This is a genomic window from Pseudomonas sp. BGI-2, assembly GCF_004310295.1.
Classification (GTDB): Bacteria; Pseudomonadota; Gammaproteobacteria; order Pseudomonadales; family Pseudomonadaceae; genus Aquipseudomonas.
On the sequence record NZ_SISB01000064.1, the window covers coordinates 1 to 24,791 of the forward strand.

The 24,791-nt window shown below is 60.1% G+C and carries 23 protein-coding genes and 1 other RNA gene; 17 read left to right on the top strand and 7 right to left on the bottom strand.

The genetic code is table 11. The annotated features are described in order from the left end of the window. Positions 1–265: 265 nt before the first annotated feature. The 4 genes from EYC95_RS28610 (at position 266) to EYC95_RS28625 (ending at position 5,660) form a co-directional block, all read left to right on the top strand. Positions 266–2,266 (top strand): acyltransferase family protein, encoded by a 2,001-nt coding sequence (locus tag EYC95_RS28610; RefSeq protein WP_131063315.1) that lies wholly within the window; start codon positions 266–268, stop codon positions 2,264–2,266. 69 nt (positions 2,267–2,335) lie between these two features. Further along, the gene (gene ubiD, locus EYC95_RS28615; protein ID WP_007942423.1) at positions 2,336–3,802 is read left to right on the top strand and encodes a 4-hydroxy-3-polyprenylbenzoate decarboxylase; all 1,467 of its coding nucleotides are present in this window, start codon (positions 2,336–2,338) and stop codon (positions 3,800–3,802) included. After that, entirely contained in the window at positions 3,802–4,770 is a 969-nt protein-coding gene (locus EYC95_RS28620) for a CDP-6-deoxy-delta-3,4-glucoseen reductase (RefSeq protein WP_131063316.1), read from the top strand. Before ubiD ends, EYC95_RS28620 begins: the two co-directional genes overlap by 1 nt. 221 nt (positions 4,771–4,991) lie before the next feature. Further along, entirely contained in the window at positions 4,992–5,660 is a 669-nt protein-coding gene (locus EYC95_RS28625) for a gamma-glutamylcyclotransferase (RefSeq protein ID WP_109635766.1), read from the top strand. Here the strand turns inward: EYC95_RS28625 and glpT are convergent. Beyond that, positions 5,636–6,985 (bottom strand): glycerol-3-phosphate transporter, encoded by a 1,350-nt coding sequence (gene glpT / locus EYC95_RS28630; RefSeq protein ID WP_131063317.1) that lies wholly within the window; start codon positions 6,983–6,985, stop codon positions 5,636–5,638. The two genes, EYC95_RS28625 and glpT, sit on opposite strands and share 25 nt — an antisense overlap. A gap of 327 nt (positions 6,986–7,312) precedes the next feature. On the opposite strand from glpT, the gene EYC95_RS28635 reads away from it, so the two are divergent. Continuing rightward, complete coding sequence (locus tag EYC95_RS28635) at positions 7,313–7,927, top strand: energy transducer TonB (protein WP_131063318.1); 615 nt, start codon at positions 7,313–7,315, stop codon at positions 7,925–7,927. Between the two features lie 52 nt (positions 7,928–7,979). Here the strand turns inward: EYC95_RS28635 and EYC95_RS28640 are convergent, their stop codons facing one another. After that, on the bottom strand, positions 7,980–8,957 hold the full coding sequence (locus EYC95_RS28640) for an NADPH:quinone oxidoreductase family protein (protein ID WP_131063319.1): 978 nt from the start codon (positions 8,955–8,957) through the stop codon (positions 7,980–7,982). 150 nt (positions 8,958–9,107) lie between these two features. Here EYC95_RS28640 and EYC95_RS28645 point away from each other — a divergent pair, with 150 nt between their 5' ends. Beyond that, complete coding sequence (locus EYC95_RS28645; protein ID WP_109635761.1) at positions 9,108–9,515, top strand: flagellar basal body-associated protein FliL; 408 nt, start codon at positions 9,108–9,110, stop codon at positions 9,513–9,515. A 140-nt stretch (positions 9,516–9,655) separates the two neighbouring features. Here EYC95_RS28645 and EYC95_RS28650 read toward each other — a convergent pair whose 3' ends face one another. Continuing rightward, positions 9,656–10,108 (bottom strand): EVE domain-containing protein, encoded by a 453-nt coding sequence (locus EYC95_RS28650; RefSeq protein ID WP_131063320.1) that lies wholly within the window; start codon positions 10,106–10,108, stop codon positions 9,656–9,658. 201 nt (positions 10,109–10,309) lie between these two features. Here EYC95_RS28650 and EYC95_RS28655 point away from each other — a divergent pair, with 201 nt between their 5' ends. Next, positions 10,310–10,462 carry a hypothetical protein gene (locus tag EYC95_RS28655; protein WP_007942433.1) on the top strand — a complete coding sequence of 51 codons (153 nt, stop codon included), beginning with the start codon at positions 10,310–10,312 and terminating at the stop codon, positions 10,460–10,462. A 34-nt stretch (positions 10,463–10,496) separates the two neighbouring features. Here the strand turns inward: EYC95_RS28655 and EYC95_RS28660 are convergent, their stop codons facing one another. From EYC95_RS28660 to EYC95_RS28675, 4 genes are all read right to left on the bottom strand, one after another. After that, on the bottom strand, positions 10,497–11,102 hold the full coding sequence (locus EYC95_RS28660; RefSeq protein WP_131063321.1) for a 5-formyltetrahydrofolate cyclo-ligase: 606 nt from the start codon (positions 11,100–11,102) through the stop codon (positions 10,497–10,499). Positions 11,103–11,188: 86 nt separating this feature from the next. Continuing rightward, a non-coding RNA gene (gene ssrS / locus EYC95_RS28665) (6S RNA) lies at positions 11,189–11,367 on the bottom strand. A gap of 30 nt (positions 11,368–11,397) precedes the next feature. Then, on the bottom strand, positions 11,398–11,715 hold the full coding sequence (locus EYC95_RS28670; RefSeq protein ID WP_007942435.1) for a cell division protein ZapA: 318 nt from the start codon (positions 11,713–11,715) through the stop codon (positions 11,398–11,400). Further along, positions 11,712–11,921 (bottom strand): TIGR02449 family protein, encoded by a 210-nt coding sequence (locus EYC95_RS28675; RefSeq protein ID WP_003177365.1) that lies wholly within the window; start codon positions 11,919–11,921, stop codon positions 11,712–11,714. The genes EYC95_RS28670 and EYC95_RS28675 overlap by 4 nt, the downstream gene beginning before the upstream one ends. A gap of 120 nt (positions 11,922–12,041) precedes the next feature. Between EYC95_RS28675 and EYC95_RS28680 the strand changes: the two genes are divergently transcribed. The 10 genes from EYC95_RS28680 (at position 12,042) to gcvP (ending at position 24,653) form a co-directional block, all read left to right on the top strand. Then, a complete protein-coding gene (locus EYC95_RS28680; protein ID WP_131063322.1) occupies positions 12,042–12,602 on the top strand; it encodes a YecA family protein in 561 nt (186 codons plus the stop codon). Between the two features lie 27 nt (positions 12,603–12,629). Beyond that, positions 12,630–13,964: a Xaa-Pro aminopeptidase gene (pepP, locus tag EYC95_RS28685; RefSeq protein ID WP_131063323.1), complete on the top strand. Its 1,335-nt coding sequence runs from the start codon at positions 12,630–12,632 to the stop codon at positions 13,962–13,964. Beyond that, positions 13,961–15,148 carry a 2-octaprenyl-6-methoxyphenyl hydroxylase gene (ubiH, locus tag EYC95_RS28690; RefSeq protein WP_131063324.1) on the top strand — a complete coding sequence of 396 codons (1,188 nt, stop codon included), beginning with the start codon at positions 13,961–13,963 and terminating at the stop codon, positions 15,146–15,148. Before pepP ends, ubiH begins: the two co-directional genes overlap by 4 nt. After that, a complete protein-coding gene (locus tag EYC95_RS28695) occupies positions 15,141–15,626 on the top strand; it encodes a DUF4442 domain-containing protein (protein ID WP_131063325.1) in 486 nt (161 codons plus the stop codon). The genes ubiH and EYC95_RS28695 overlap by 8 nt, the downstream gene beginning before the upstream one ends. A gap of 9 nt (positions 15,627–15,635) precedes the next feature. Beyond that, entirely contained in the window at positions 15,636–16,853 is a 1,218-nt protein-coding gene (locus EYC95_RS28700) for a 2-octaprenyl-3-methyl-6-methoxy-1,4-benzoquinol hydroxylase (RefSeq protein ID WP_165557524.1), read from the top strand. A gap of 247 nt (positions 16,854–17,100) precedes the next feature. After that, entirely contained in the window at positions 17,101–18,105 is a 1,005-nt protein-coding gene (locus tag EYC95_RS28705) for an extracellular solute-binding protein (RefSeq protein ID WP_131063327.1), read from the top strand. 150 nt (positions 18,106–18,255) lie between these two features. Then, complete coding sequence (locus tag EYC95_RS28710; protein ID WP_131063328.1) at positions 18,256–19,872, top strand: iron ABC transporter permease; 1,617 nt, start codon at positions 18,256–18,258, stop codon at positions 19,870–19,872. A gap of 156 nt (positions 19,873–20,028) precedes the next feature. After that, positions 20,029–21,111, top strand: coding sequence for a glycine cleavage system aminomethyltransferase GcvT (gene gcvT / locus EYC95_RS28715; RefSeq protein ID WP_131063329.1), 1,083 nt, complete (start codon positions 20,029–20,031; stop codon positions 21,109–21,111). Positions 21,112–21,160: 49 nt separating this feature from the next. Further along, positions 21,161–21,544: a glycine cleavage system protein GcvH gene (gene gcvH / locus EYC95_RS28720; RefSeq protein WP_131063330.1), complete on the top strand. Its 384-nt coding sequence runs from the start codon at positions 21,161–21,163 to the stop codon at positions 21,542–21,544. Positions 21,545–21,779: 235 nt separating this feature from the next. Next, on the top strand, positions 21,780–24,653 hold the full coding sequence (gene gcvP / locus EYC95_RS28725; RefSeq protein ID WP_131063331.1) for an aminomethyl-transferring glycine dehydrogenase: 2,874 nt from the start codon (positions 21,780–21,782) through the stop codon (positions 24,651–24,653). Positions 24,654–24,791 lie beyond the last annotated feature (138 nt).

A 24,791-nucleotide genomic window follows, 5' to 3' on the forward strand; every position in this document is an offset into this window, starting at 1 on the left:
GAGGTAGGAGCCGGAAGCTCCGAGGGCCGGTCTGGGCGCTTAGATACCGCAGGCGACACATCAACGGAACCAAGCTCGCTGACGTTGTTTGGCAGTAGGCAGGAACCGCCGTATACGGAACCGTACGCACGGTGGTGTGAGAGGACGGCGGATGTAAATCCGCCTCCTACTCGATCTCGAAAAAAGGGAGGTTTGTGATTAACTCCGGTCAGTTAGAAAACAAAAAATGATCGTAAAAACAATCAACTGACTGGCCTTACTGTTTATGAGCACGCTTGCTTATCGAAGGGATATCGACGGCTTACGCGCAATCGCCGTGATTGCCGTGGTGTTGTTCCATTTTGGTGCCCCAGGGTTTACCGGCGGATTCGTCGGTGTCGACGTCTTCTTCGTGATTTCCGGCTATCTGATCACCTCTATCATCTGGAACCAGCGTCAGGCCGGGCGCTTCAGCTTTGTCGACTTCTGGGCCCGTCGTGCCCGACGAATCCTCCCTGCGCTGTTTGCGATGATCATTGCCGTGCTGGCGGTGGGCTGGTTTCTGCTGGCCCCCAAGGATTATGAAGAGCTGGGGCGTTCGGTGCGCTACCAGGTGATGTTCGTTTCCAACATCCTGTTCATGCGTCAGGACGGCTACTTCGACGTCGCTTCCGATCTCAAGCCGTTGCTGCATACGTGGTCTCTGGCGGTTGAAGAGCAGTTCTATATTGTCTTCCCGCTGTTGCTGACGCTGTTGTCGAGTCGCCTTAAGCATTGGCGCCTGGCGCTGTTCGCCGTGTTGATGGTGTCCTTCGGGCTCAGTGTCTGGGCTGTGGCGCATCACCCCGAAAAAGCGTTTTTCCTGTTGCCGATGCGTGCCTGGGAGTTATTGGCCGGCGCCATGCTGGCCGTTGCGCCCAGAAGCCAATGGCGCCTGACAACCGTCGGGGCTCAAGTGGTCAGCCTGACCGGGTTCGGGCTGATTCTGCTGGCGGTAGTGGGCTACGACAGAAGCACGCCATTCCCTGGTATAGCGGCGTTGCTGCCGACCCTTGGCGTGGTTGCGTTGATCTGGGCCAATGGCCATCGGCAGACCCTGGTCGGTGGGCTGCTGGCCAGTCGGGTGCTGGTCGGCCTCGGGCTGATTTCCTATTCCTGGTACCTGTGGCATTGGCCGGTGTTCGTGTTCTCCAGCTACGCCAGTGTCGACGAGCCCGGTCCGTTTGATGTTGCCGGATTGATATTGCTTAGCCTGGTGCTGGGTTACTCGTCGTGGCGTTTCGTCGAGACGCCGTTCCGTGAGCGACGGCTGTTGGCGGGGCGTCGGCAGATTCTGCTGGCGGCGGGCGTCGGTGTGCTGGTGTTGGGCCTGGCCGGTCAAGCGTTGCGCTGGACCGACGGCTTGCCTTCGCGCCTGTCCGATGAAGCGTTGCAGTACGCCAAAGCGAAGGAATGGCGACCGGAACTGATGCGGTGCCTGGCCGACGACAACACCCCTGACGACAAGCTTTTCTGTCATTACGGGACGTCAGCGCTGTCCTCGCGGGTGCTGGTCTGGGGCGACAGTCACGCCACCGCGCTGATTCCGGTGTTCGATGACGGGGCGCAAAAGCATGGCGCCAGCGTGATTCTCGCCAGTTCCACGGGTTGTATCCCGGTTGAAGGGCTTGAGCACGATCAACGGTGTGCGCGTTTCAATTGCCGGGTCGAGCAGGCCTTAAAGCCGCAATCAGTGAGCGACGTGGTGCTGGTCGCGCGCTGGAGCCTGTATCTCTACGGCGACGCGAAAGGCGATCTCGGGCATGTTCTGAGAGATTCCCGTGGTCGTTACGACCGGGCAAATGCCGAGCAGCAACTGGCCGAAAGATTACAGGCAACAGTCCGGCAGTTGCGTAATGGCGGGCATCGCGTCTGGCTGATCAAGGAAGCGCCGCTGCAGCCGTTCAGCCCGCCTTACCGCCTCAGCCGCCTGGCCATGTTGCATCGTCCGACCGAGGGCGTCGGGCAGGCAGTGGCGGAGCACTTCAAGCGTCAAGCATTCATCAGCCAACTGTTCGCGCAAATAGCGGCTGCCAACCCGGGCGTTACCGTGGTCGATCCGGCGCCGTTGTTGTGTGATCAAGCGGGTCTTTGCCGCGCCGAGCTCGACGGTCATTCGCTGTACACCGACGACAATCACCTGTCTGAGGTCGGTGCGCGCTTCATCGCGCCGGTGCTGGAGCCGCTGTTCAAGCGGTTGCAAGCTCGGACACCACTGGGCAACGGCAACGCAAATGCGGCCAAGTAAGCAGCGATAAGCTGCCAGCGGACGGCAGAGCAGGTAGGATGTACGCCTATTTTAGGGGTGCCATCGTCAATGAAATTCAAGGATCTTCGGGATTTCGTGCAGCAGCTTGAGCAGCGCGGAGAGTTGAAACGCATCCAGATCCCCGTCTCTCCAGTGCTGGAGATGACCGAAGTCTGTGATCGCACGCTGCGGGCAAAAGGCCCGGCGCTGTTGTTCGAAAACCCGACCGGCTACGACATTCCGGTGCTCGGCAACCTGTTCGGCACCCCCGAGCGGGTCGCCATGGGCATGGGCGCCGAAGCGGTCAGCGAACTGCGCGAGATCGGCAAGCTGCTGGCCTTCCTCAAAGAGCCTGAGCCACCGAAGGGCCTGAAGGACGCGTGGTCCAAGCTGCCGATCTTCCGCAAGATCATTGCGATGGCGCCCAAAGTCGTCAAGGACGCGGTGTGCCAGGAAGTGGTCATCGAAGGCGACGACGTCGACCTGGCGATGCTGCCGGTGCAGACCTGCTGGCCCGGTGACGTCGGCCCGCTGATCACTTGGGGCCTGACGGTCACCAAAGGTCCGAACAAGGACCGCCAGAACCTCGGTATCTACCGCCAGCAAGTCATTGGCCGCAACAAAGTCATCATGCGCTGGCTGAGCCACCGTGGCGGCGCGCTGGATTACCGTGAGTGGTGCGAGAAGCATCCCGGCCAGCCATTCCCGGTCTCCGTGGCATTGGGCGCTGACCCGGCGACCATCCTCGGCGCCGTGACGCCGGTACCGGACAGCCTCTCCGAATACGCCTTCGCCGGTCTGCTGCGGGGCAACCGTACCGAACTGGTGAAATGCCGCGGCAACGACCTGCAAGTGCCGGCCACCGCCGAGATCATCCTCGAAGGCGTAATCCATCCGGGCGAGATGGCCGACGAAGGCCCGTACGGCGACCACACCGGTTACTACAACGAAGTCGACAGCTTCCCGGTGTTCACCGTCGAGCGCATCACCCACCGGATCAAACCGATCTACCACAGCACCTACACCGGCCGTCCACCGGATGAGCCGGCGATTCTCGGCGTGGCGTTGAACGAAGTGTTCGTGCCGATCCTGCAGAAGCAGTTCCCGGAAATCACCGACTTCTACCTGCCGCCGGAAGGTTGCTCGTACCGCATGGCCATCGTGACCATGAAGAAGTCGTATCCGGGCCACGCCAAGCGGGTAATGCTCGGTGTCTGGTCGTTTTTGCGACAGTTTATGTACACCAAGTTCGTTATCGTCACTGACGACGACATCAATGCGCGGGACTGGAACGACGTGATCTGGGCCATCACCACGCGCATGGACCCCAAGCGCGACACGGTGATGATCGACAACACGCCGATCGACTACCTCGACTTCGCCTCGCCGGTCTCCGGTCTGGGCTCGAAGATGGGGCTCGATGCCACGCATAAGTGGCCGGGCGAAACCACTCGCGAGTGGGGCCGGGTGATCGTCAAGGACGACGCCGTAACCCAGCGGATCGATGCCATCTGGAATCAGTTAGGAATAGATTGATGCGTGTAACTTTGCAGCCCTCCGGAGCAGTGCTACAGATTCTGCCCGGCGAGCGGATTCTCGATGGCGCGCGGCGCCTGGGCTATGAATGCCCGCAAAGCTGCCGCAACGGTAATTGCCACGTGTGCGCCGCACTGCTGGTGGAAGGGCGGGTCGAACAGGAAGGCGGTGTGCGCGACCATGGCGAGTTCTACACTTGCATAGCAGAGCCGCTGGAAGACTGCATCGTGCTGTGGGATGGCGTGCTCGCGCTGGGAGAATTACCGGTGCGCAGCTTGTCGTGTCAGGTCATTGAGTGCAGGGATGTCGGCGGCGATACCTTTCGCGTACATCTGCGAGCGCCGGCCGGCAAGCCGCCGCGCTATCACGCTGGCCAGTATTTGATGGTCGAGCGTGAGAACGGCGAGAAATCCGCCTTCTCCCTGGCCTCGGCACCCCATGCCGGGCGAGACCTGGAAATCCATGTGCTGGCGCGCGAAAGCAGTGCGCAGAACCTGATCGAACAACTGCAACGCAACCCGCTGGTGCGGGTCGAGATGCCGTTCGGCGATACCCATCTGGCGGAATTGCCTGACGGTCCGCTGGTGCTGATCGCCGCTGGCACCGGCATGGGTCAGATCCACAGCCTGATCGAACATTGCCGGGCCGCGGGCTTCAAGCACCCGGTGCATCTGTATTGGGGCGTGCGCCGGCCAGAAGACTTTTATGAAATCGAACATTGGGATGAATGGCTGAAGTTGCCCAATCTGTTCCTGCATAAAGTCGTCAGCGACCAGTGCGGCTGGCAGGGGCGCTGCGGGATGCTGCATGAGGCGGTGTGTGAGGATTTCCCTGATCTGAAATCCCTGCATGTGTATGCCAGTGGCTCTCCGGCCATGGTCTACGGCACGCTGGATGCTTTGGTTGAAGCCGGGATGGATGCTCATCAGATGCGCGCGGATGTGTTTGCGTACGCGCCTCGATCTTGATCCACGATCTTGATCCTCGGACTTGACCGTTATAACTCTCCATATAGCCGATCGGTATTTATACATTGATATAAATGCCGGTAGGTTATATCTCAACGAGGCGATTATTTAAGAACTGTGCCATGGCACTTAAATTGCCTTAAAACATATGTGCCTTATTGTTACAGCGGTGCGTTCTATTAAGTAATTCTTCACTCGCGGGGAGCTGAACGCTATTCGCCATGAGCGCCATTGAATCTTCATTTTTGAATCTGGCTTACCCTCCGCGGCTCGATCTGGGGCCGCAGCTTACGCACGAACAATTGCTGAGCTCGATGCAGTCGACCATGGCGCGCCACAAGGGCGGGCCGGTCTGGCTGTTCGCCTACGGCTCGCTGATCTGGCGCCCTGAATGCGCGGCGGTGGAGCGAGTGCGCGGTCGAGTGCATGGCTACCATCGCGGCTTGTACCTGTGGTCCCACGAACATCGCGGTACACCGGAAGTTCCTGGTTTGGTCTTTGGTCTGGATCGCGGCGGCTCGTGCAGCGGCTTCGCTTATCGTTTGCCCGAAGAACAATTGGAAGCATCCCTTTATGCGCTTTGGCAGCGCGAAATGCCGTTCCCGTCCTATCGCCCACACTGGCTCAACTGCCGTCTCGAAGACGGCAGCCAGGTTCAGGCATTGGGATTTGTTTTGGAGCGACACCTGCCCAGCTATGCCGGCAACTTGCCGGATCATGTGCTGAGCCACGTGTTCGAAAACGCTTGCGGGCGTTACGGCACCACTCGCGATTATGTCGAGCAGACCGCTAACGCCCTGCGCAGTCACGCCATGCCAGACCGGAATCTGGAGGCGCGACTCAAGCGCTGCAAATCAAAAGCCGATCAGGCGATCGCTTCGCGGCTCTGACTGGCGATTTGCTTGTGCCACAGCGTCGGTGCCAGGAAGGCCATCGCCAGCAGGCACGCGCCGATCAGTAGTACAAAACCGCCGTCCCAGCCAAAGTGGTCCACGGTGTAGCCCATCGCTGCACTGGCCGCGACCGAACCACCCAGATACCCGAACAGACCCGTGAAACCCGCTGCCGTACCGGCGGCTTTTTTCGGTGCCAGTTCCAGCGCTTGCAGGCCAATCAGCATCACCGGACCGTAGATCAGGAAACCAATCGAGATCAGCGCGATCATGTCGACAGTCGGGTTGCCGGCCGGGTTGAGCCAATAGACCAGCGTCGCCACGGTCACCAACGCCATGAACACCATGCCGGTCAGGCCGCGGTTGCCACGGAAGATCTTGTCCGACATCCAGCCGCACAACAGTGTCCCGGGAATACCTGCCCACTCGTAGAGGAAATACGCCCACGACGTTTTGTCCACGCTGAAGCCTTTGGCTTCCTTGAGGTAGGTCGGTGCCCAGTCCAGCACGCCGTAGCGCAGCAGGTAGACAAAGACGTTGGCCATTGCGATGTACCAGAGCATTTTGTTGCGCAGCACGTATTTGACGAAGATTTCCTTGGCGCTGAATTCTTCTTCGTGACTGGCGTCGTAGCCTTCCGGGTAGTCGTTCTTGTATTTCTCGATCGGCGGCAGGCCAACCGATTGCGGTGTGTCGCGCATCGTGACGAAGGCAAACACCGCCACCGCCATGGCAACGGCCGCCGGCACATAGAACGCCGCGTGCCAGTCATTGAACAAGCCCATGCCCAGGAGGAACAGCGGGCCGATCAGGCCACCGCCGACGTTATGCGCGACGTTCCACAGGGACACTACGCCGCCGCGTTCCTTTTGCGACCACCAGTGGACCATGGTCCGTCCACTTGGCGGCCAACCCATGCCCTGAGCCCAGCCATTGATAAACAGCAAGATGAACATGATGGTCACGCTGGACGTCGCCCAAGGCGCAAATCCGAAAATGAACATCACGCCGGCCGATACCAGCAGGCCGAATGGCAGAAAGAAGCGCGGGTTGGAGCGGTCGGACACAATGCCCATCAGGAACTTGGACAAACCGTAGGCGATGGCAATCGCCGACAACGCCAGGCCCAGCTCGCCGCGGGTATAGCCCTCTTCGATCAGGTAGGGCATGGCCAGGGAGAAGTTTTTGCGCAGCAGGTAGTAACCCGCGTAGCCAATGAAAATACCGGCGAAGATCTGCCAACGAAGGCGCTTGTACGTGTCATCGATTTTTTCTTCAGGCAATGGAGCCTGATGTGCGGCAGGACGAAAGAAAGCAAACATTCAAGAGCTCCAGATTTCTTGTTTTGACTGCGGATGCGAATGTTACAGTTTCGTTACCGAAAATAGCACTGGTTCGCATCGACCAAACAGAGGAAATGTGGGGGATCGTGTGTTCCTTTATGAACATGTCGCACAGGTATAAGTGAACGACGTTGTGGGAAAAGTCCCGAGCGGCCGTTGATGACGCATTTCGGTCTTGGGTAGGACGGGGCTTTGGGAAATGTCCTGCGACCGAACAGGAAGTCGCGGCGTTCTGTTTCGGGTCAGCGAGCCCTAACCTTTGTGCTGGTGCCGGGATTGGCATTTCAGTGGTGAAGGGGAGGGGTTATGCGGTGGCTGGGGTTTTTGCTGTTGTTGGTTGGGGCTGCGGGTGTTTGGGCTGGGGAGGTGTTTTTGATCCCTGAAAACAATCCGAAGCCGATTTACCCGAGAGAGCTGTTCAGAGCCGGGATCACGGGTGAAGTCAGGATCAGATTCACGGTGTATGCCGATGGCTCGGTCAACAAATTGAGCATTTTGCAAAGCAACCATCCCGATCTGGCTGAAGCGGCCAGGAAGGCGATCACGCAGTGGCGCTTCAAGCCGTGGGCGGTCGAAGGCGATACACCTGCCGAGCAGGAAGTAACCGCCCCAATGGTGTTCAGGCTGGATTTGGACACGCCCATTCACACTAACCAGTGGCTCAAGCAGTTGAGGTGCCGTGACATCAATGAGGCATTGGTCAATTTTCCGGAGTACGCGTGGGTTGATTCAGCAGTGTTTGATTACACGCGTGCCTATTTGTCGAACGTGATTTATACGACTCAGCTACAGAATGAGGAGCGCCTGGCATTGATTGCCAAGCTGAACAAACGCGTGCCGAAAATCTTTCGGGAGTGCCGGAACAGCCCGGTTCGCAAATACATGAGCTTGCTGCCGGAAGATATCCGGAAGTTGCTTTAGCCTCCGACAATAAAAAAGCGGCCTGGATAATCCAGACCGCTTTTTTTCAGGCTCAGCGAACCTGAACCACCACTTTTCCGACCGCCTTGCGCTGGCCAAGATCATTGATCGCCTGCGCCGCATTGCTCAGCGGATACACCTGCGATACCAACGGCTTCAACTTGCCCTCGGCAAACCAGCCAAACAATTGCTGGAAGTTCGCGGCGTTGTCCTGCGGCTGCCGTTGGGCAAACGAACCCCAGAACACGCCAACCACTGCCGCACCCTTGAGCAGCGCCAGGTTTACCGGCAGCTCAGGAATGCGTCCACTGGCGAAACCCACCACCAGAAGCCGACCATTCCAGGCAATGGCGCGGATGGCCTGGTCGAACAGGTCACCGCCGACCGGGTCGTAGATCACATCAGCGCCTTGGCCGTCGGTCAGGCGTTTGATTTCGTCCTTGAGGCTGGTTTCGCTGTAGTTGATCAGCTCATCGGCGCCGGCAGCCTTGGCCACCGCAAGTTTCTCGGCGCTGCTGGCGGCGGCGATCACGCGGGCGCCCATGGCTTTGCCGATTTCCACCGCCGCCAGGCCGACGCCACCGGAAGCGCCGAGCACCAGCAGGGTTTCACCGGGTTGCAGATGGCCTCGTTGCTTGAGCGCGTGCATCGAAGTGCCGTAGGTCATGCTGAAAGCGGCGGCGGTGTTGAAATCCATCGAAGGCGGGATCGGCAGCACGTTGTAGCCCGGCACGGCGACCTGTTCGGCGAAACTGCCCCAGCCGGTCAGGGCCATGACCCGGTCACCGACCTTGAGGTGGCTGACGTTTTCGCCCACCGCGCTGACCACACCGGCCGCTTCACCGCCCGGGGAAAACGGGAAGGGCGGTTTGAACTGGTATTTGCCCTCGATGATCAGCGTGTCCGGGAAATTCACCCCGGCGGCATGCACGTCCAGCAGGATTTCATTCTTCTTCGCGACAGGACTGGCGACGTCTTCCAGCACCAGCGATTCGGCAGGGCCGAAGGCTTTGCACAGCACGGCTTTCATCAGGGCTATTCCTTTGGGAGTGATGGCCGATAAGTGTAGGTGTGTGAGTCTATGGGTCAACGAGCATGCCCGACCCTGATAGCCAGCCATAAGCTTGTGCTTGAGCGGCGGGTCGTTATGCTAGGCCGCAAACCGGATAAGGAGCGAATTGTGAAAGCGTGGATCATGTTGTTGCTGGCCCTGTCTCTGCCCGTGGCAGCGATGGCCGAAGAAGCCAAAGAAGGTGAAGCTCCGAAGGTCAATTACATCACCCTGAGCCCGCCATTCGTGGGCAACTACGGGCTGGACGGTACGCCGAAGCTCAAGGTCTACAAGGCCGATGTGGCACTGCGGGTGACCGGTGACGAGGCGACCAAAGCGGTAAAGGCCAACGAGCCATTGATCCGTAATCAGCTGGTGGCGTTGTTTGCTCAGCAGACGACCGAAGCGATGAGTAACGTTGAAGCCAAGGAAAAGCTTCGTCAGGAAGCGCTGAAACAGACCCAGCAAGTGATGAATGACGAGACCGGCAAGCCGGTGGTTGAGGATTTGTTGTTCAACAACCTCATCATCCAGTAAGTCTCTCGCTGCCCGGGCTGGCCTCTTCGCGAGCAAGCCCGCTCCCACAGGATTTGTGGTGAAGCACAATCATGTGTTCACTGCAGATCACTGTGGGAGCGAGCCTGCTCGCGATAGCATTCTTTCAGTCTCTGCAGTGCTCAAGCCCGTAATGCAATCACCGCAGCCCACTGCTCTGCAGTAACAGGCATCACCGACAGTCGCGAGCCTTTCTGCACCAGCGGCATCTCGGCCAACGCTGTCTGCTGTTTCAGATAATCCAGCTTCAGCACCTTGGGAAACGTCTTGACGTGAGCGACATCGATCGCGCTCCAGGCGTTTTTCTCGGATGAAGATTTCGGGTCGAAGTAAACGCTCTCCGGCTCCAGCGCCGTCGGGTCCGGATACGCGGCTTCGACAATCTTTCCGATCCCGGCAATTCCCGGTTCGGGGCAGCTGGAGTGATAGAAGAAAAACTCGTCGCCAACGGCCATGGCCCGCAGAAAATTACGCGCCTGGTAGTTGCGAACTCCGTCCCAGCGCGCTTTGCCAAGCGTCTCCAGGCCCTTGATCGAGAGCTCGTCGGGCTCGGATTTCATCAGCCAATAGGCCATGGTTTTTGCTCCTTGCGAGGTGAGTGGGCAAGTTGTCGGGCAATTTTATGACAAACCGACGGTCGGTTGACGCCAGCGTTTGCGTGTCGGTTCACGTTGTCGCAGAATGCCGGCCTTCTAAGCTTGACGCTGCTGCACGGCCTACACCTACAACGGAAACCGCTGCTGTCATCGTGTTGATGTGCCTTTGGGGGGCAATCGATGAAACGCAAACCGGATTTACTATGGATTTTGGTTATTTTGTTCGGCCTCGGCGTCGTGACCACTGGCTATGCCCAAAGCCTGTGGAACAACAAGACCGACGCTCCGATCGAAATCGCGCAGCAACAGCAGCCGTCGGCGTTCAAACGCTGAACCTGTCTTGGGACGCCGCTGATTCCTGCGGCGTCTAGCCTGCGAAATACCACGCCTTGTCTGTCACCGTTCCCTGTAACGGCACATCCCAGCTCGCTTGAGCCAATCGTTCGACCTTCTGACATTCATGGGCCAGCCCCAATAGCGTCGGCTTGCGCCAGTTTTTACGTCGTGCCAGGTACGCCAGGCTTCGATCATAGAAACCACCGCCCATGCCCAGGCGTCCGCCGACATCGTCAAATCCCACCAAAGGCAACAGCACCAGATCGAGCGCCCAGACTTTGCGTTGCCGGGCAAGATTGTGCCGGGGTTCGAGAATACGAAAGCGGTTGGGTTTCAGCTTGTCACCGGGACGAATCCGCTGGAACACCATTTTGGTTCGCGGCCAGGCACTGAGCACCGGTAGATAAGTCGCCTTGCCCCGACGTTGAGCGGCACGCAGCACAACACGCGGATCGATTTCACCGTCGGTGGGCAGATAAAGAGAGATGTGTTTTGCGCGGCGGAACAGCGGTTGCTGGGCCAATTGCTTGTACAGCCCGCGAGCAGCCTGGCGCTGCTGACTGGGTGTCAGTGCGCGGCGGGCCTTGCGCAGCATGCGTCGAAGTTGCGGGCGGGGCAGCAGCGCAGGTTCGGTCATGGATTCAGGCTTCGACAGGACGGATACATAAAGCGTACCCGTAAAAAAGCCGATGCCGGTATTTAAACCGGCATCGGGCTGGAATCAGGCTCCCCGGATGTACCGCTGTCGACTTAGCCCTTGAACCCGAAAGTTCAAGGTGGAAGATGCAGTAGGCTTTAAGGCTTTCCGTCTAGCGGACATGCACACCAGCCCAACGTGCAACCTCCAGGGTATAGCAAATCGGCTCAGGGACATCGCCAACTGGCAAGCACCCCAGGGAGTGTTGCGAGTATACCCCAAGCGGTTTCACGTTTCAGCCCTTGGTGACGTCCGGATCGGTGGCGAGCACCAGATCGACGCGATCCAGCAGGTCGCGGACCTGCTCGCGAGTCGAGCCGCTGGCCTGCACATCCGGGCGTTCTTCCTTGTGCAGAAGATCGTGGGTGATGTTCAGCGCGGCCATCACGGCGATGCGGTCGGCACCGATGACTTTGCCGCTGCTGCGGATTTCGCGCATCTTCCCGTCCAGGTAACGGGCGGCGCTCACCAGGTTGCTGCGCTCTTCCTGGGGGCAAATGATCGAATACTCTTTATCGAGAATCTGCACGGTAACGCTATTGCTTGAACTCATGAGTCTTGCTCCAGGGCCTTGAGGCGCGAAATCATTGATTCGACCTTACGCCGGGCGATTTCGTTCTTTTCAATGAGGTGAGCGCGTTCCTCGCGCCAGGTTTTTTCCTGAGCTAATAGGAGTCCGTTTTGACTCTTAAGTTGCTCGACCCGATCAATTAGCAGTTCGAGTCTGGCCATCAGCGCTTGCAGGTCGGTGTCTTCCATATTGTCCACTGTGTCTGACGGGGTAGCTGGCGGACAGCCTTTAATAGTCTTGGCGAGTCTGTCGATGTAGGATACAAGGCCTTCATTCTAGACATAGCGCCGTCTGGCGCCTAGCTGCCCATGCCCATTCAGAATTCCCCGTACCAAGCCTTCGCCACACTGCTGACTTCCAGCGGTCATAACGTCTCGCCTGCCGAACTGCATGGCCTGCTGCTCGGCCGCAGTTGCGCCGGTGCCGGCTTCGAAGCCGAAGGTTGGCTGATTGATGCCGCCGAGCTGCTCGAAACCGAGCCACAGGATAATGTCCGCAACGCCCTGATCGGCTTGCAGGAAATGGTCAAGGGCGAGCTCACTGGCGACGACGTGACTGTTGTTCTGCTGCTGCCGACCGATGACGCACCATTGGCCGACCGCGCCGCTGCATTGGGCGAATGGTGCCAGGGCTTCCTCAGTGGTTTCGGCCTGAACTGCCGTGACAGCAGCATGCTGAGCACCGAAGCCACCGAAGTGTTGCAAGATCTGGCCGCCATTTCTCAGGTGCAAGACGCCCTGGAAGAGTCCGAAGATGGCGAAAGCGACTACATGGAAGTCATGGAATACCTGCGGGTCGCACCGCTGCTGCTGTTCTCCGAAACCAAAAAAGCAGATGCGCCGGCTGCGGCCAAGCCGTCGTTGCATTAATCGCGAGCCAGGGAAAGCCATCTGCCCATGATTCATATCCCGAAATCGGAATACAGCCGGCGCCGCAAGGCCCTGATGGCGCAGATGGAACCCAACAGCATCGCCATCCTGCCCGCCGCCGCAGTGGCCATTCGCAACCGTGACGTCGAGCACGTTTACCGTCAGGACAGCGACTTCCAGTACCTCAGCGGCTTCCCCGAGCCTCAGGCCGTCATCGTGCTGATGCCCGGTCGCGAACATGGCGAATACATTCTGTTCTGCCGTGAACGCAACGCCGAGCGAGAGCTGTGGGACGGCCTGCGCGCCGGCCAGGAAGGCGCGATCCGCGACTTCGGCGCCGACGATGCGTTTCCCATCACCGACATCGACGACATCCTGCCGGGCCTGATCGAAGGGCGCGACCGGGTGTATTCGGCCATGGGCAGCAACCCGGAATTCGACCGGCACCTGATGGAGTGGATCAACGTGATCCGCTCTAAAGCACACCTCGGCGCCCAGCCGCCGAACGAATACGTTGCCCTGGATCATCTGCTGCACGACATGCGCCTGTATAAATCGGCAGCAGAAGTGAAGGTGATGCGCGAAGCCGCACGGATTTCCGCCCAGGCGCATATCCGTGCGATGCAGGCCAGTCGGGCCGGGCTGCACGAGTTCAGCCTCGAAGCCGAACTCGATTACGAGTTCCGCAAGGGCGGGGCGAAGATGCCGGCTTACGGCTCGATCGTCGCCGCCGGGCGCAACAGCTGCATCCTGCATTACCAGCAGAATGACGCGGTGCTCAAGGATGGCGACCTGGTGTTGATCGACGCCGGTTGCGAGATCGACTGCTACGCCAGCGACATCACCCGCACCTGGCCGGTCAACGGCAAGTATTCAGCGGAGCAGAAAGCGATTTACGAGTTGGTGCTGGCGTCGCAAGAAGCCGCATTCGCCGAAATCGCCCCGAACAAACACTGGAATCAGGCGCACGAAGCCACGGTCCGGGTGATTACCACCGGTCTGGTGACGTTGGGCTTGTTGCAGGGCGACGTCGACGAGTTGATCGCCAGCGAAGCCTATAAGGCGTTTTACATGCACCGCGCCGGCCATTGGCTAGGCATGGATGTGCATGACGTCGGCGAATACAAGGTTGGCGGCGAGTGGCGTGTGCTGGAAGTCGGCATGGCGCTGACCGTGGAACCGGGCATCTACATTGCCCCGGACAACCAGAACGTAGCGAAGAAATGGCGCGGCATTGGCGTGCGCATCGAGGACGACGTGGTGGTCACCAAAAACGGCTGTGAAATCCTGACCCAGGGCGTACCGAAAACGGTCGCCGAGATCGAGGCCCTGATGGCCGCCGCGCGGACGCAAGCCGCATGAGTCGAGTCAATCTGGCAATCATCGGTGGCGGTCTGGTTGGCGCCAGCCTCGCATTGGCGTTGCAGGCCGGGGCCAAGGCCCGTGGCTGGAAGATCGTGCTGATCGAGCCATTCGCGCCGGGCCACACCTATCAACCGAGCTACGACGCCCGTTCTTCGGCGTTGTCCTACGGTGCCAAGCAGATTTATCAACGGTTGGGCGTGTGGCAGGAAATCTCCCGCCGCGCCGAGCCGATCAAGCAGATTCATGTCTCCGACCGTGGTCGTTTCTCCACCGCGCGATTGTCGGCGATGGAAGAGGGCGTTCCGGCGCTGGGTTATGTGGTGGAAAACGCCTGGCTCGGCCAATGCCTCTGGCAAGGCCTGGACAAGGACGTGATCACCTGGCGTTGCCCGGCGGAAGTCACGCGCATGGAGCCGCTGACCGATGGCTATCGCCTGATCCTCAACGATGAAACCACGCTGGAATGCGACCTTGCGGTGCTTGCTGATGGCGGCCGTTCGGGCCTGCGCGAGCAACTGGGGATCGGCATCAAGAAGCGTCCGTACAACCAGAGCGCACTGATCGCCAACATCACGCCAAGCGAAGCGCACAACGGCATGGCTTTCGAGCGTTTCACCGACGATGGCCCGATGGCGTTGCTGCCGCTGCCGGAAAACCGCTGCGCCCTGGTCTGGACCCGATTGGGGATGGACGCGCAACGACTGGCGGCCCTCGATGAAAAGAGCTTCCTCAGCGAATTGCAGGGCGTGTTCGGTTATCGCCTTGGCACCCTGAAGCAGGTGGGCGCGCGGCATCTTTACCCATTGACGCTGATCGAAGCCGAAGAGCAGGTGCGTCCGCATCTGGCGATCCTCGGCAACGCCGCCCACAGCTTGCACCCGATTGCCGGTCAGGGTTTCAACTTGTCGCTGCGTGATGCTCAGGCTCTGGCCGATGCCCTGCTGGCGAGCGAAACATCCCCCGGCGACTTCGCGACCTTGCAGGCCTATCGCGAGCGTCAGCGCATGGATCAGAACCTGACCGTGGGCTTCTCCGATCAGGTGACCCGTTTGTTCGGCAGCACGCAGCCACTGGTTTCGTTGGGCCGTAACATCGGCCTGCTCGGCCTTGATCTGCTGCCGCCGGCCAAGCGCTGGTTTGCCCGGCAAGCCATGGGCCTGGGTACGCGTCCTGATGCTTAAGTGGCTGGTTGGCAAGTTCGGCAAGGCGCGGTTGATGCGTTGGTTCATGAGCTTCTACCCGCCGTACCTGGGTGCCGGGGTTCGGGTGCGGCACATCAGCGATGACTTCCGGGACATTCAAGTGTCCATGGGCCTGAGCTGGTACAACCGCAATTACGTCGGCACCCAGTTTGGCGGCAGTCTGTATTCGATGGTCGATCCGTTTTTCATGCTGATGCTGCTGGAAAACCTCGGTCACCGGTACATTGTCTGGGACAAAGCCGCCGACATCGATTTCATCGCGCCGGGCAAAGGCCCGGTGTTCGCCCGTTTCAGCATCGACGAGACCTTGCTCGACGAGATCCGCCGGCAGACGGCGGATGGCGAAAAGTACCTGCCGCAATTGCAGGTCGATATTCATGACGGCGCCGGCCACCTGGTGGCGCGGGTCGGAAAAACCCTTTACGTGCGGCTCAAGCCGCAAGCGAGACAGGCTTAAAGCATGGAAATGCGCGCAGATCTGCTGATTGTCGGGGCTGGAATGGTCGGCAGCGCCCTGGCGCTGGCGTTGCAGGACAGCGGGCTGGAAGTCCTGCTGCTGGACGGCAGCCCGATGAGCGTCAAGCCCTACGACGAACAATCGCCGTTCGAACCGCGAGTGAGCGCCTTGTCGACGGCCAGCCATCGGATTCTCGATCGCCTCGGTGTCTGGGACGGTATCGCCAGCCGGCGCAGCAGCCCGTATACCGACATGCACGTCTGGGACGGCAGCGGCACCGGGCAAATCCATTTTTCGGCGACCAGTGTGCATGCCGAAGTGCTGGGGCATATCGTCGAGAACCGCGTGGTTCAGGATGCCTTGCTCGACCGTTTGCATGACTGTGATCTGGGACTGCTGGCCAACGCGCGCCTGGAGCAAATGCGTCGCTCCGGCGACGATTGGCTGCTCACCCTGGCCGATGGGCGCACGCTGCGCGCACCGCTGGTGATTGCGGCGGATGGCGCCAACTCCGCGGTGCGGCGACTGACCGGTGTGGCGACTCGCGAGTGGGATTATCTGCACCATGCGATCGTGACCAGCGTGCGCAGCTCAAAACCTCATCAGCTGACTGCCTGGCAGCGTTTCACCGACAACGGTCCATTGGCGTTTCTGCCGCTGGAACGTGACGGTCAGCAGGATTGGTGTTCGATCGTCTGGTCGACCACCCCGAACGAAGCCGAACGCCTGATGGCGCTGGACGACGAAGGTTTCTGCAAAGCGCTGGAGCGAGCCTTCGAAGGCCGACTTGGCACGGTGCTCAGCGCCGATCCACGTCTGTGCGTGCCCCTGCGTCAGCGCCATGCCAAGCGTTACGTGGCTGAAGGCCTGGCGCTGATCGGCGACGCGGCCCACACCATTCACCCATTGGCCGGGCAGGGCGTGAACCTCGGGTTCCTCGATGCCGCCGTGCTGGCCGAAGTGCTGTTGCAAGCGGCTGCCCGTGGCGAGCGTTTGGCGGATGTGAAAGTGCTCAGCCGTTACGAGCGTCGGCGCATGCCTCACAACCTGGCATTGATGGCGGCGATGGAGGGTTTCGAGCGCCTGTTCCAGGCTGATCCGTTGCCGATTCGCTGGTTGCGCAATGCCGGGTTGAAGATGGTCGACCAGATGCCTGAAGCCAAGGCGCTGTTCGTGCGCGAAGCGCTGGGTTTGATCGGGGATTTGCCGGCACTGGCCAAGGCCTGAGATCTTCGTTGTGGCTGATGGCCTCATCGCGAGCAGGCTCGCTCCCACTAGGGTTCAGTTCATCACACATTATTTGTGAACACTGGAGATCCCTGTGGGAGCGAGCCTGCTCGCGATGGGGCAAGAACATTCACCGCAAATTCCAACGGTGCAACATCTGGTAACGCCTCCGCAAACTGTTCGATTGAGAAGCTAAATGTGAGTCCATATCATTTGGCTTCAATTTTTCAACCGAGAGATCGCTCCCATGTTGATACCGAAGCGTCTACTGACCGCACTCGCCCTGACCCTGATTGGCAGCACCGCTGCCCAGGCCGCCGATGAAGTGGTGGTTTACTCCTCGCGGATCGACGAGCTGATCAAGCCGGTCTTCGACGCTTACACCGCGAAAACCGGTGTACAGGTGAAGTTCATCACCGACAAGGAAGCGCCGCTGATGCAGCGGATCAAGGCCGAGGGCGAGAACGCCACCGCCGACCTGCTGCTGACCGTCGATGCCGGCAACCTCTGGCAGGCCGAGCAAATGGGCATCCTGCAACCGTTCACCTCCAAGGTGATCGACGCCAATATCCCGCTGCAATATCGCTCTTCCGCCCATGCCTGGACCGGTTTGAGCCTGCGGGCGCGGACTATCGCTTACTCCACTGAGCGGGTGAAGCCGGGCGAGCTGACCACTTACGAAGGTCTGGCCGACAAAAATTGGGAAGGCCGCCTGTGCCTGCGCTCGGCGAAGAAGGTCTACAACCAGTCCCTGACCGCCACCATGATCGAAGTCCACGGCGCTGACAAAACCGAGAAAATTCTCAAGGGTTGGGTAAGTAACCTGTCCACCGACGTGTTCTCGGATGACATCGCGGTGTTGGAGGCCATCAACGCTGGCCAATGCGACGTCGGCATCGTCAACACCTATTACTACGGTCGTCTGCACAAGCAGAAGCCTGATCTGGCGGTAAAGCTGTTCTGGCCAAACCAGGGCGACCGTGGCGTGCACGTGAACCTGTCGGGCATCGGCCTGACCAAACACGCCCCGCACCCGGAAGCGGCCAAAGCCTTGGTGGAATGGATGACCACACCTGAAGCGCAGAAGATCTTTGCTGACGTGAACCAGGAATTCCCGGCCAACCCTGCGGTTCAGCCTTCCGCAGAAGTGGCGAGCTGGGGCAAGTTTGTCGCTGATACGTTGCCTGTGGAAATTGCCGGCAAGCGTCAGGCTGAAGCGATTCGGATGATGGATCGGGCTGGCTGGAACTAACTGCAATACTGATCGTTCCCACGCTCTGCGTGGGAATGCATCCCCCGACGCTCCGCGTCGAAGCGTGACGCAGAGCGTCACCCGATGTGTGCCCACGCAGACGGTTCGACGCCTCGACGTGGGCACAATCATTTAGACGAGAGCTTGTCCTTGGCCCACCCCGCCCAACGCCGCTGGTATCCCCTGGTCTTCGCCATCGCCGCGCTGGTCCTGCTGCCCCTGAGCGTCCTGTTTTTCTCCTGGCAAACCATCGATCATCAAATCTGGTCCCACCTCTGGGACACCCAGATGCCGCGCCTGCTGGGCAACACCCTGACCCTGGTACTTGGCGTCGGTATCGGCGTGACGGTCTTGGGCGTCAGCCTCGCCTGGCTGACCAGCCTCTGCGAGTTCCCCGGTCGGCGTTGGCTGGACTGGGCGCTGATGCTGCCTTTTGCGATACCGGCTTATGTGCTGGCATTCGTTTTCGTCGGCCTGTTGGATTTCGCCGGCCCCGTGCAAACCCTGTTGCGCGAATGGTTTGGCACGGGCTTGAGGTTGCCGCGGGTGCGATCCACCGGCGGGGTGATTCTGGTCCTGGTGCTGGTCTTCTATCCCTACGTTTACCTGTTGGCGCGAACCGCGTTCCTGGCTCAAGGCAAAGGCTTGATGGAAGCGGCGCGAGTCTTGGGGCAATCCCCGTGGCAGGCGTTCTGGCGAGTCGCGTTGCCCATGGCGCGCCCGGCCATCGGTGCTGGCGTGGCGCTTGCGCTGATGGAAACCCTGGCGGATTTCGGCGCGGTGTCGGTGTTCAACTTCGACACGTTCACGACCGCCATCTACAAGACCTGGTACGGATTCTTCAGCCTTTCCACTGCCGCGCAGCTGGCCAGCCTTTTGCTGCTGGTGGTGATGGTCGTGCTGTACGGCGAGCGTCGTGCTCGCGGGGCCAACCGGGCGAGCAACGAACGACCTCGGGTCAAGGCGCTGTATCACCTGCGCGGTTTCAAAGCGCTGGCGGCCATGAGTTGGTGCGGTCTGGTGTTCGCGTGTGCCTTCGTCATTCCGATGCTGCAACTGATGGTGTGGTTCTGGCAGCGCGGGCGCTTCGATTTGGATGAGCGTTACGCGGGCCTGATCGTTCATACCTTGTACCTGGGCGGCATGGCGGCGCTGATCACCGTCAGTGTTGCTTTGGTGCTGGCGTTTGCTCGACGCCTGGCGCCGACCCGAGCAATCCGCTCCGGTGTCAGCCTGGCCAATCTCGGCTACGCCCTGCCGGGGTCGGTGCTGGCGGTGTCGATCATGTTGGCGTTCAGTTACCTGGACCGCGAACTGGTGATTCCGTTATCGGGTTGGTTGGGGGGCGCCGGCAAGCCATTGCTGCTGGGCAGTCTGTCGGCGTTATTGCTGGCCTATCTGGTGCGTTTCATCGCGGTGGCGTATGGGCCGCTGGAAAGCAGTCTGGCGCGAATACGGCCATCTTTGCCCGAAGCAGCACGTAGCCTTGGCGTCAGTGGGCCACGACTGTTTTTCAAAGTGTATCTGCCGTTATTACTGCCCGGCAGTTTGAGCGCCGCGTTGCTGGTGTTCGTCGATGTGCTCAAGGAAATGCCCGCGACCCTGCTAATGCGCCCGTTTGGCTGGGACACGCTGGCAGTTCGGATCTTCGAGATGACCAGTGAAGGTGAGTGGGCGAGGGCCTCGTTGCCGGCCCTGACCCTGGTTTTGGTCGGGCTGTTACCGGTCATCGGATTGATTCGACGTTCGGCGCATCGAAACACCTAGGTGCCAGTCCTACACCTTGAGGCTACAATGCGCGGCATTCGGTGCGGTCTGTCCTACAGCTCAGGTAGCTGAAATCGGCTGAAAGCCATATATTTCAAGGCTTTCACCCCGTGCAGCACCTGCCCGCACCTTCGCCACGCCCGGAAGGAGAAACCCATGGGACAGCGTACGCCTCTGTATGACCTTCATCTCGCCCTCGGCGCGAAGATGGTCGATTTTGGCGGTTGGGATATGCCTTTGCATTACGGCTCGCAGGTCGAGGAACACCATCAGGTGCGTCGCGATTGCGGGGTTTTCGATGTATCCCACATGACCGTGATCGATGTCAGCGGCCGTCAGGCCAAGGCCTGGCTCCAGCATTTGCTGGCCAATGACGTCGAACGTCTGCACAGCCCTGGCCGTGCCTTGTACAGCACCATGCTCAACGAGCGCGGCGGCATCGTCGACGACATGATCGTCTACCGTCTCGAGGACGGTTATCGGCTGGTGGTCAACGCCTCCACCCGCAACCAGGACCTCGCCTGGATGCAGGCCCATCTCGATGGTTTCAAGGTGCGGCTCAACGAGCGCTCCGAGTTGGCGATGCTGGCCATTCAAGGGCCTCAGGCCCGGCACAAAATCTCCGAACTGGTGACCCAGTCCCGCGGCAACCTGATTCAGATGCTCAAGCCCTTCGAAGGCCAGGCCGATGGTGACTGGTTCATCGCGCGCACGGGTTACACCGGCGAAGATGGCCTGGAAATCGTTCTGCCCGCCAATCAAGCCCCGGGATTTTTCAACGATCTGGTGGGCGCGGGCATCTCGCCGATCGGCCTCGGGGCGCGCGATACTCTGCGGGTCGAAGCCGGCATGAACCTCTACGGTCAGGACATTCATCAAGACGTTTCACCACTGGCGTCCAACATGGCCTGGAGCATTGCGTGGGAACCGGCCACTCGCCAGTTCATCGGTCGCAGCGCTCTTGAAGCCGAACGGGCGGGTGGCGTGCAGCACAAACTGGTCGGGCTGGTCCTTGAGGAGCGTGGGGTTTTGCGCGCTCATCAAGTGGTCCGCATCGCCAATGTTGGCGAAGGGGAGATCACCAGTGGTAGTTTCTCTCCTACGCTTAGCAAATCGATAGCACTGGCGCGTGTGCCGATGGCAACTGCCGACCGCGCAGAAGTGGAAATCCGTGGCAAGTGGTACCCGGTCCGAGTGGTCAAACCGACCTTCGTACGCCATGGCAAAACCTTGATCTAACCTTTTTGGCGGGCAACGACCGCTGACAATTCTCTTGAGGACACAGAACATGAGCGATATTCCTGCCGACCTGCGTTTTGCCGAAAGTCACGAATGGGCCCGTCTCGAAGCCGATGGCACCGTCACCGTGGGCATCAGCGATCACGCTCAGGAAGCCTTGGGCGATGTGGTGTTCGTTGAGCTGACCGAAGTCGGAAAAGTCTTCGCTGCCGAAGATCAAGCCGGTGTCGTTGAATCGGTTAAAGCCGCATCCGACATCTACTCCCCGGTATCCGGTGAAGTGATCGCGATCAACGAGGAACTGAGCGCTAATCCGGAATTGCTCAACTCCGACCCATACGGTGCCTGGATCTTCAAGCTCAAGCCAAGCAACGCTGGCGATCTCGACAAGCTGCTCGATGCAGCCGGCTACAAGGCCGCCATCGGCGAGTAAGCCTTCAGCGTCATTCCCGAAGCCCCGACTTGTCGGGGCTTTTTTTCGCCTGACGATAATCCCTGTAGGAGCGAGGCTTGCCCGCGAAGGCGGTGCGTCAGCCACTCAGCTATAGACTGGCACTCCGCCTTCGCGGGCAAGCCTCGCTCCTACAGGGTTCGCTGTCGGCAGCGGCTGCTATGCTGGTTTGACCGTGTTGCATCGACGTTGAGCGCCAGTCAAGAGAGAGCCCGTCATGTCCCAGTTGCCGTCCTTGAGCCAGTTACGCGACCCCAATGCCTTCCTTCGCCGCCACCTCGGGCCCGATGCCGCCGAGCAACAGGCGATGCTCGACAGCCTCGGCCTCGGCAGCCGGGTCGAGTTGATCGAGCAGACGGTTCCGCCGGGAATCCGCCTGAACCGGCCGCTCGATTTGCCGCCCGCCCTCGACGAAGAGGCCGCGCTGGCCAAACTGCGCGGGTACGCCGAGCAGAACCAGGTCTGGACCAGCCTGATCGGCATGGGCTACCACGGCACCCTCACGCCGACCGTCATTGTGCGTAACGTGCTGGAAAATCCTGGTTGGTACACCGCCTACACGCCTTATCAACCGGAGATCGCCCAGGGCCGGCTCGAAGCGCTGCTGAATTTCCAGCAATTGACCATCGACCTCACGGGGCTCGAACTGGCCAACGCTTCGCTGCTCGATGAAGCGACGGCGGCGGCGGAAGCCATGGCGCTGGCCAAGCGGGTCGCCAAATCCAGAAGTAATCTGTTCTTCGTCGATGAGAACTGCCATCCGCAAACCATCTCCGTGGTGCAGACCCGAGCCGAAGGGTTCGGTTTCGAGCTGATCATCGACGCTGTGGATAACTTGAAACAGCACCAGGTGTTTGGCGCGTTGCTGCAGTACCCCGACACCCATGGCGAGATCCGCGATCTGCGTCCATTGATCGATCATCTGCATGCCCAGCAGGCGCTGGTCTGTGTCGCGACGGATCTGCTGAGCCTGCTGTTGCTGACCCCTCCGGGGGAATTGGGCGCCGACGTGGTGTTTGGCTCCTCCCAGCGTTTTGGCGTGCCGATGGGATACGGCGGACCGCACGCGGCGTTCTTTGCCAGCCGCGATGAGTACAAACGGGCGATTCCCGGGCGGATCATCGGCGTCTCGAAAGATGCTCGCGGCAATGTCGCCTTGCGCATGGCCCTGCAAACCCGCGAGCAGCATATCCGTCGGGAGAAGGCCAACTCGAACATCTGCACCGCCCAGGTGCTGCTGGCCAACATTGCCAGTTTTTATGCGGTCTACCACGGGCCGGAAGGGTTGAAGCAGATTGCCCAGCGCGTCCATCGGCTGACCTGCATCCTTGCCGCCGGCCTTGAGCGTCACGGCATCACCCGCCTCAACACACACTTTTTCGACACGCTGACGCTGGAGGTCGGTGGCACACAGACGGCAATCATCGAAAGTGCCCAGGCCGCACAGATCAATCTGCGCATTCTCGGGCGCGGACAGTTGGGACTGAGCCTCGACGAAACCTCTGACGAAACCACGGTAGCGAAACTGTTTGATGTATTCCTCGGTGCCGATCATGGGCTGAACGTCGACGAACTGGATGCTGAAGTCCTTGCTTCCGGTATTCCCGCAGGTCTGCTGCGTACCTCGCCTTATCTGCGTCATCCGGTGTTCAGCGCTCATCACAGTGAAACCGAGATGCTGCGCTACCTCAAACAGTTGGAGAACAAGGACCTGGCGCTCAATCAGTCGATGATCCCGCTGGGGTCCTGCACCATGAAACTCAATGCCACCAGCGAGATGATCCCCATCACCTGGCCGCAGTTCGCCAACCTGCACCCGTTTGCGCCGAAAGAGCAGGCGGTGGGTTATTCGCTGATGATCGAAGAGCTGGAGCGCTGGCTCTGCGCGATTACCGGTTTCGACGCGATCTGTATGCAACCCAACTCCGGCGCGCAAGGCGAGTACGCCGGGCTGCTGGCGATCCGCAAATACCACGAGAGTCGTCATCAAGGAGCGCGCGACATCTGCCTGATTCCGTCCTCGGCCCACGGCACCAACCCGGCGTCGGCGCAGATGGCCGGGATGCGCGTGGTGATCGTCGAGTGCGACGAGGCGGGTAACGTCGATCTGGATGACCTCAAAAGCAAGGCCGCGGAGGCGGGCGACAAGCTCGCCTGCCTGATGGCGACATATCCCTCGACCCACGGCGTGTACGAGGAAGGCATCAGCGAAATCTGTGAAGTTATCCACAGCCACGGCGGCCAGGTGTACATGGATGGCGCCAACCTCAACGCTCAGGTTGGATTGGCGCGGCCGGCGGACATTGGCGCCGACGTGTCCCATATGAACCTGCACAAGACCTTCTGCATTCCCCATGGCGGCGGCGGGCCGGGCATGGGGCCGATTGGTGTGCGCGCGCACCTGGCGCCGTTCGTTGCCAATCACCCGGTGGTGCCGATTGAAGGACCGCTGCCACAGAACGGCGCGGTCAGCGCGGCGCCTTGGGGCAGTGCGAGTATTTTGCCGATCAGCTGGATGTACATCGCGATGATGGGGCCGCAATTAGCGGATGCCAGTGAGGTGGCGATCCTCACCGCGAATTACCTGGCGCAGCATTTGTCCGGGGCATTTCCGGTGCTCTACACCGGGCGCAACGAGCGTGTGGCCCACGAATGTATCCTGGATTTGCGGCCACTGAAGGCGCTGACCGGGATCAGCGAAGAGGACGTGGCCAAGCGTCTGATGGATTACGGTTTCCATGCGCCGACCATGTCGTTTCCGGTGCCGGGAACGCTGATGGTCGAGCCGACCGAGAGTGAGTCAAAGGCCGAACTTGACCGGTTTATCGGGGCGATGCTGAGCATTCGCGCGGAAATCACCGAGGTGCAGAACGGTAACTGGCCAGCCGAGGACAATCCGCTGAAGCGCGCGCCGCACACCTTGGCCGATATCACCGGGGTTTGGGAGCGGCCTTACAGCATCGAGCAAGCGGTGACGCCGGATGCGCACACCAAGGCGCACAAGTATTGGCCGGTGGTGAATCGGGTGGACAACGTGTACGGCGACCGTAATCTGTTTTGTGCGTGCGTCCCTGTCGACGATTACCGCTAATAGCCCCGTACCCTGTAGATACTCTGTTCACGGTCAAGCTTTCGCGAGATGTTTTTCGCTAAAAAGCTTGGCCGTATTAAATTCTTCTCCAGAACGCATGCATGCCCATAACCCGGTCAGGTATTTACGCATCACTGC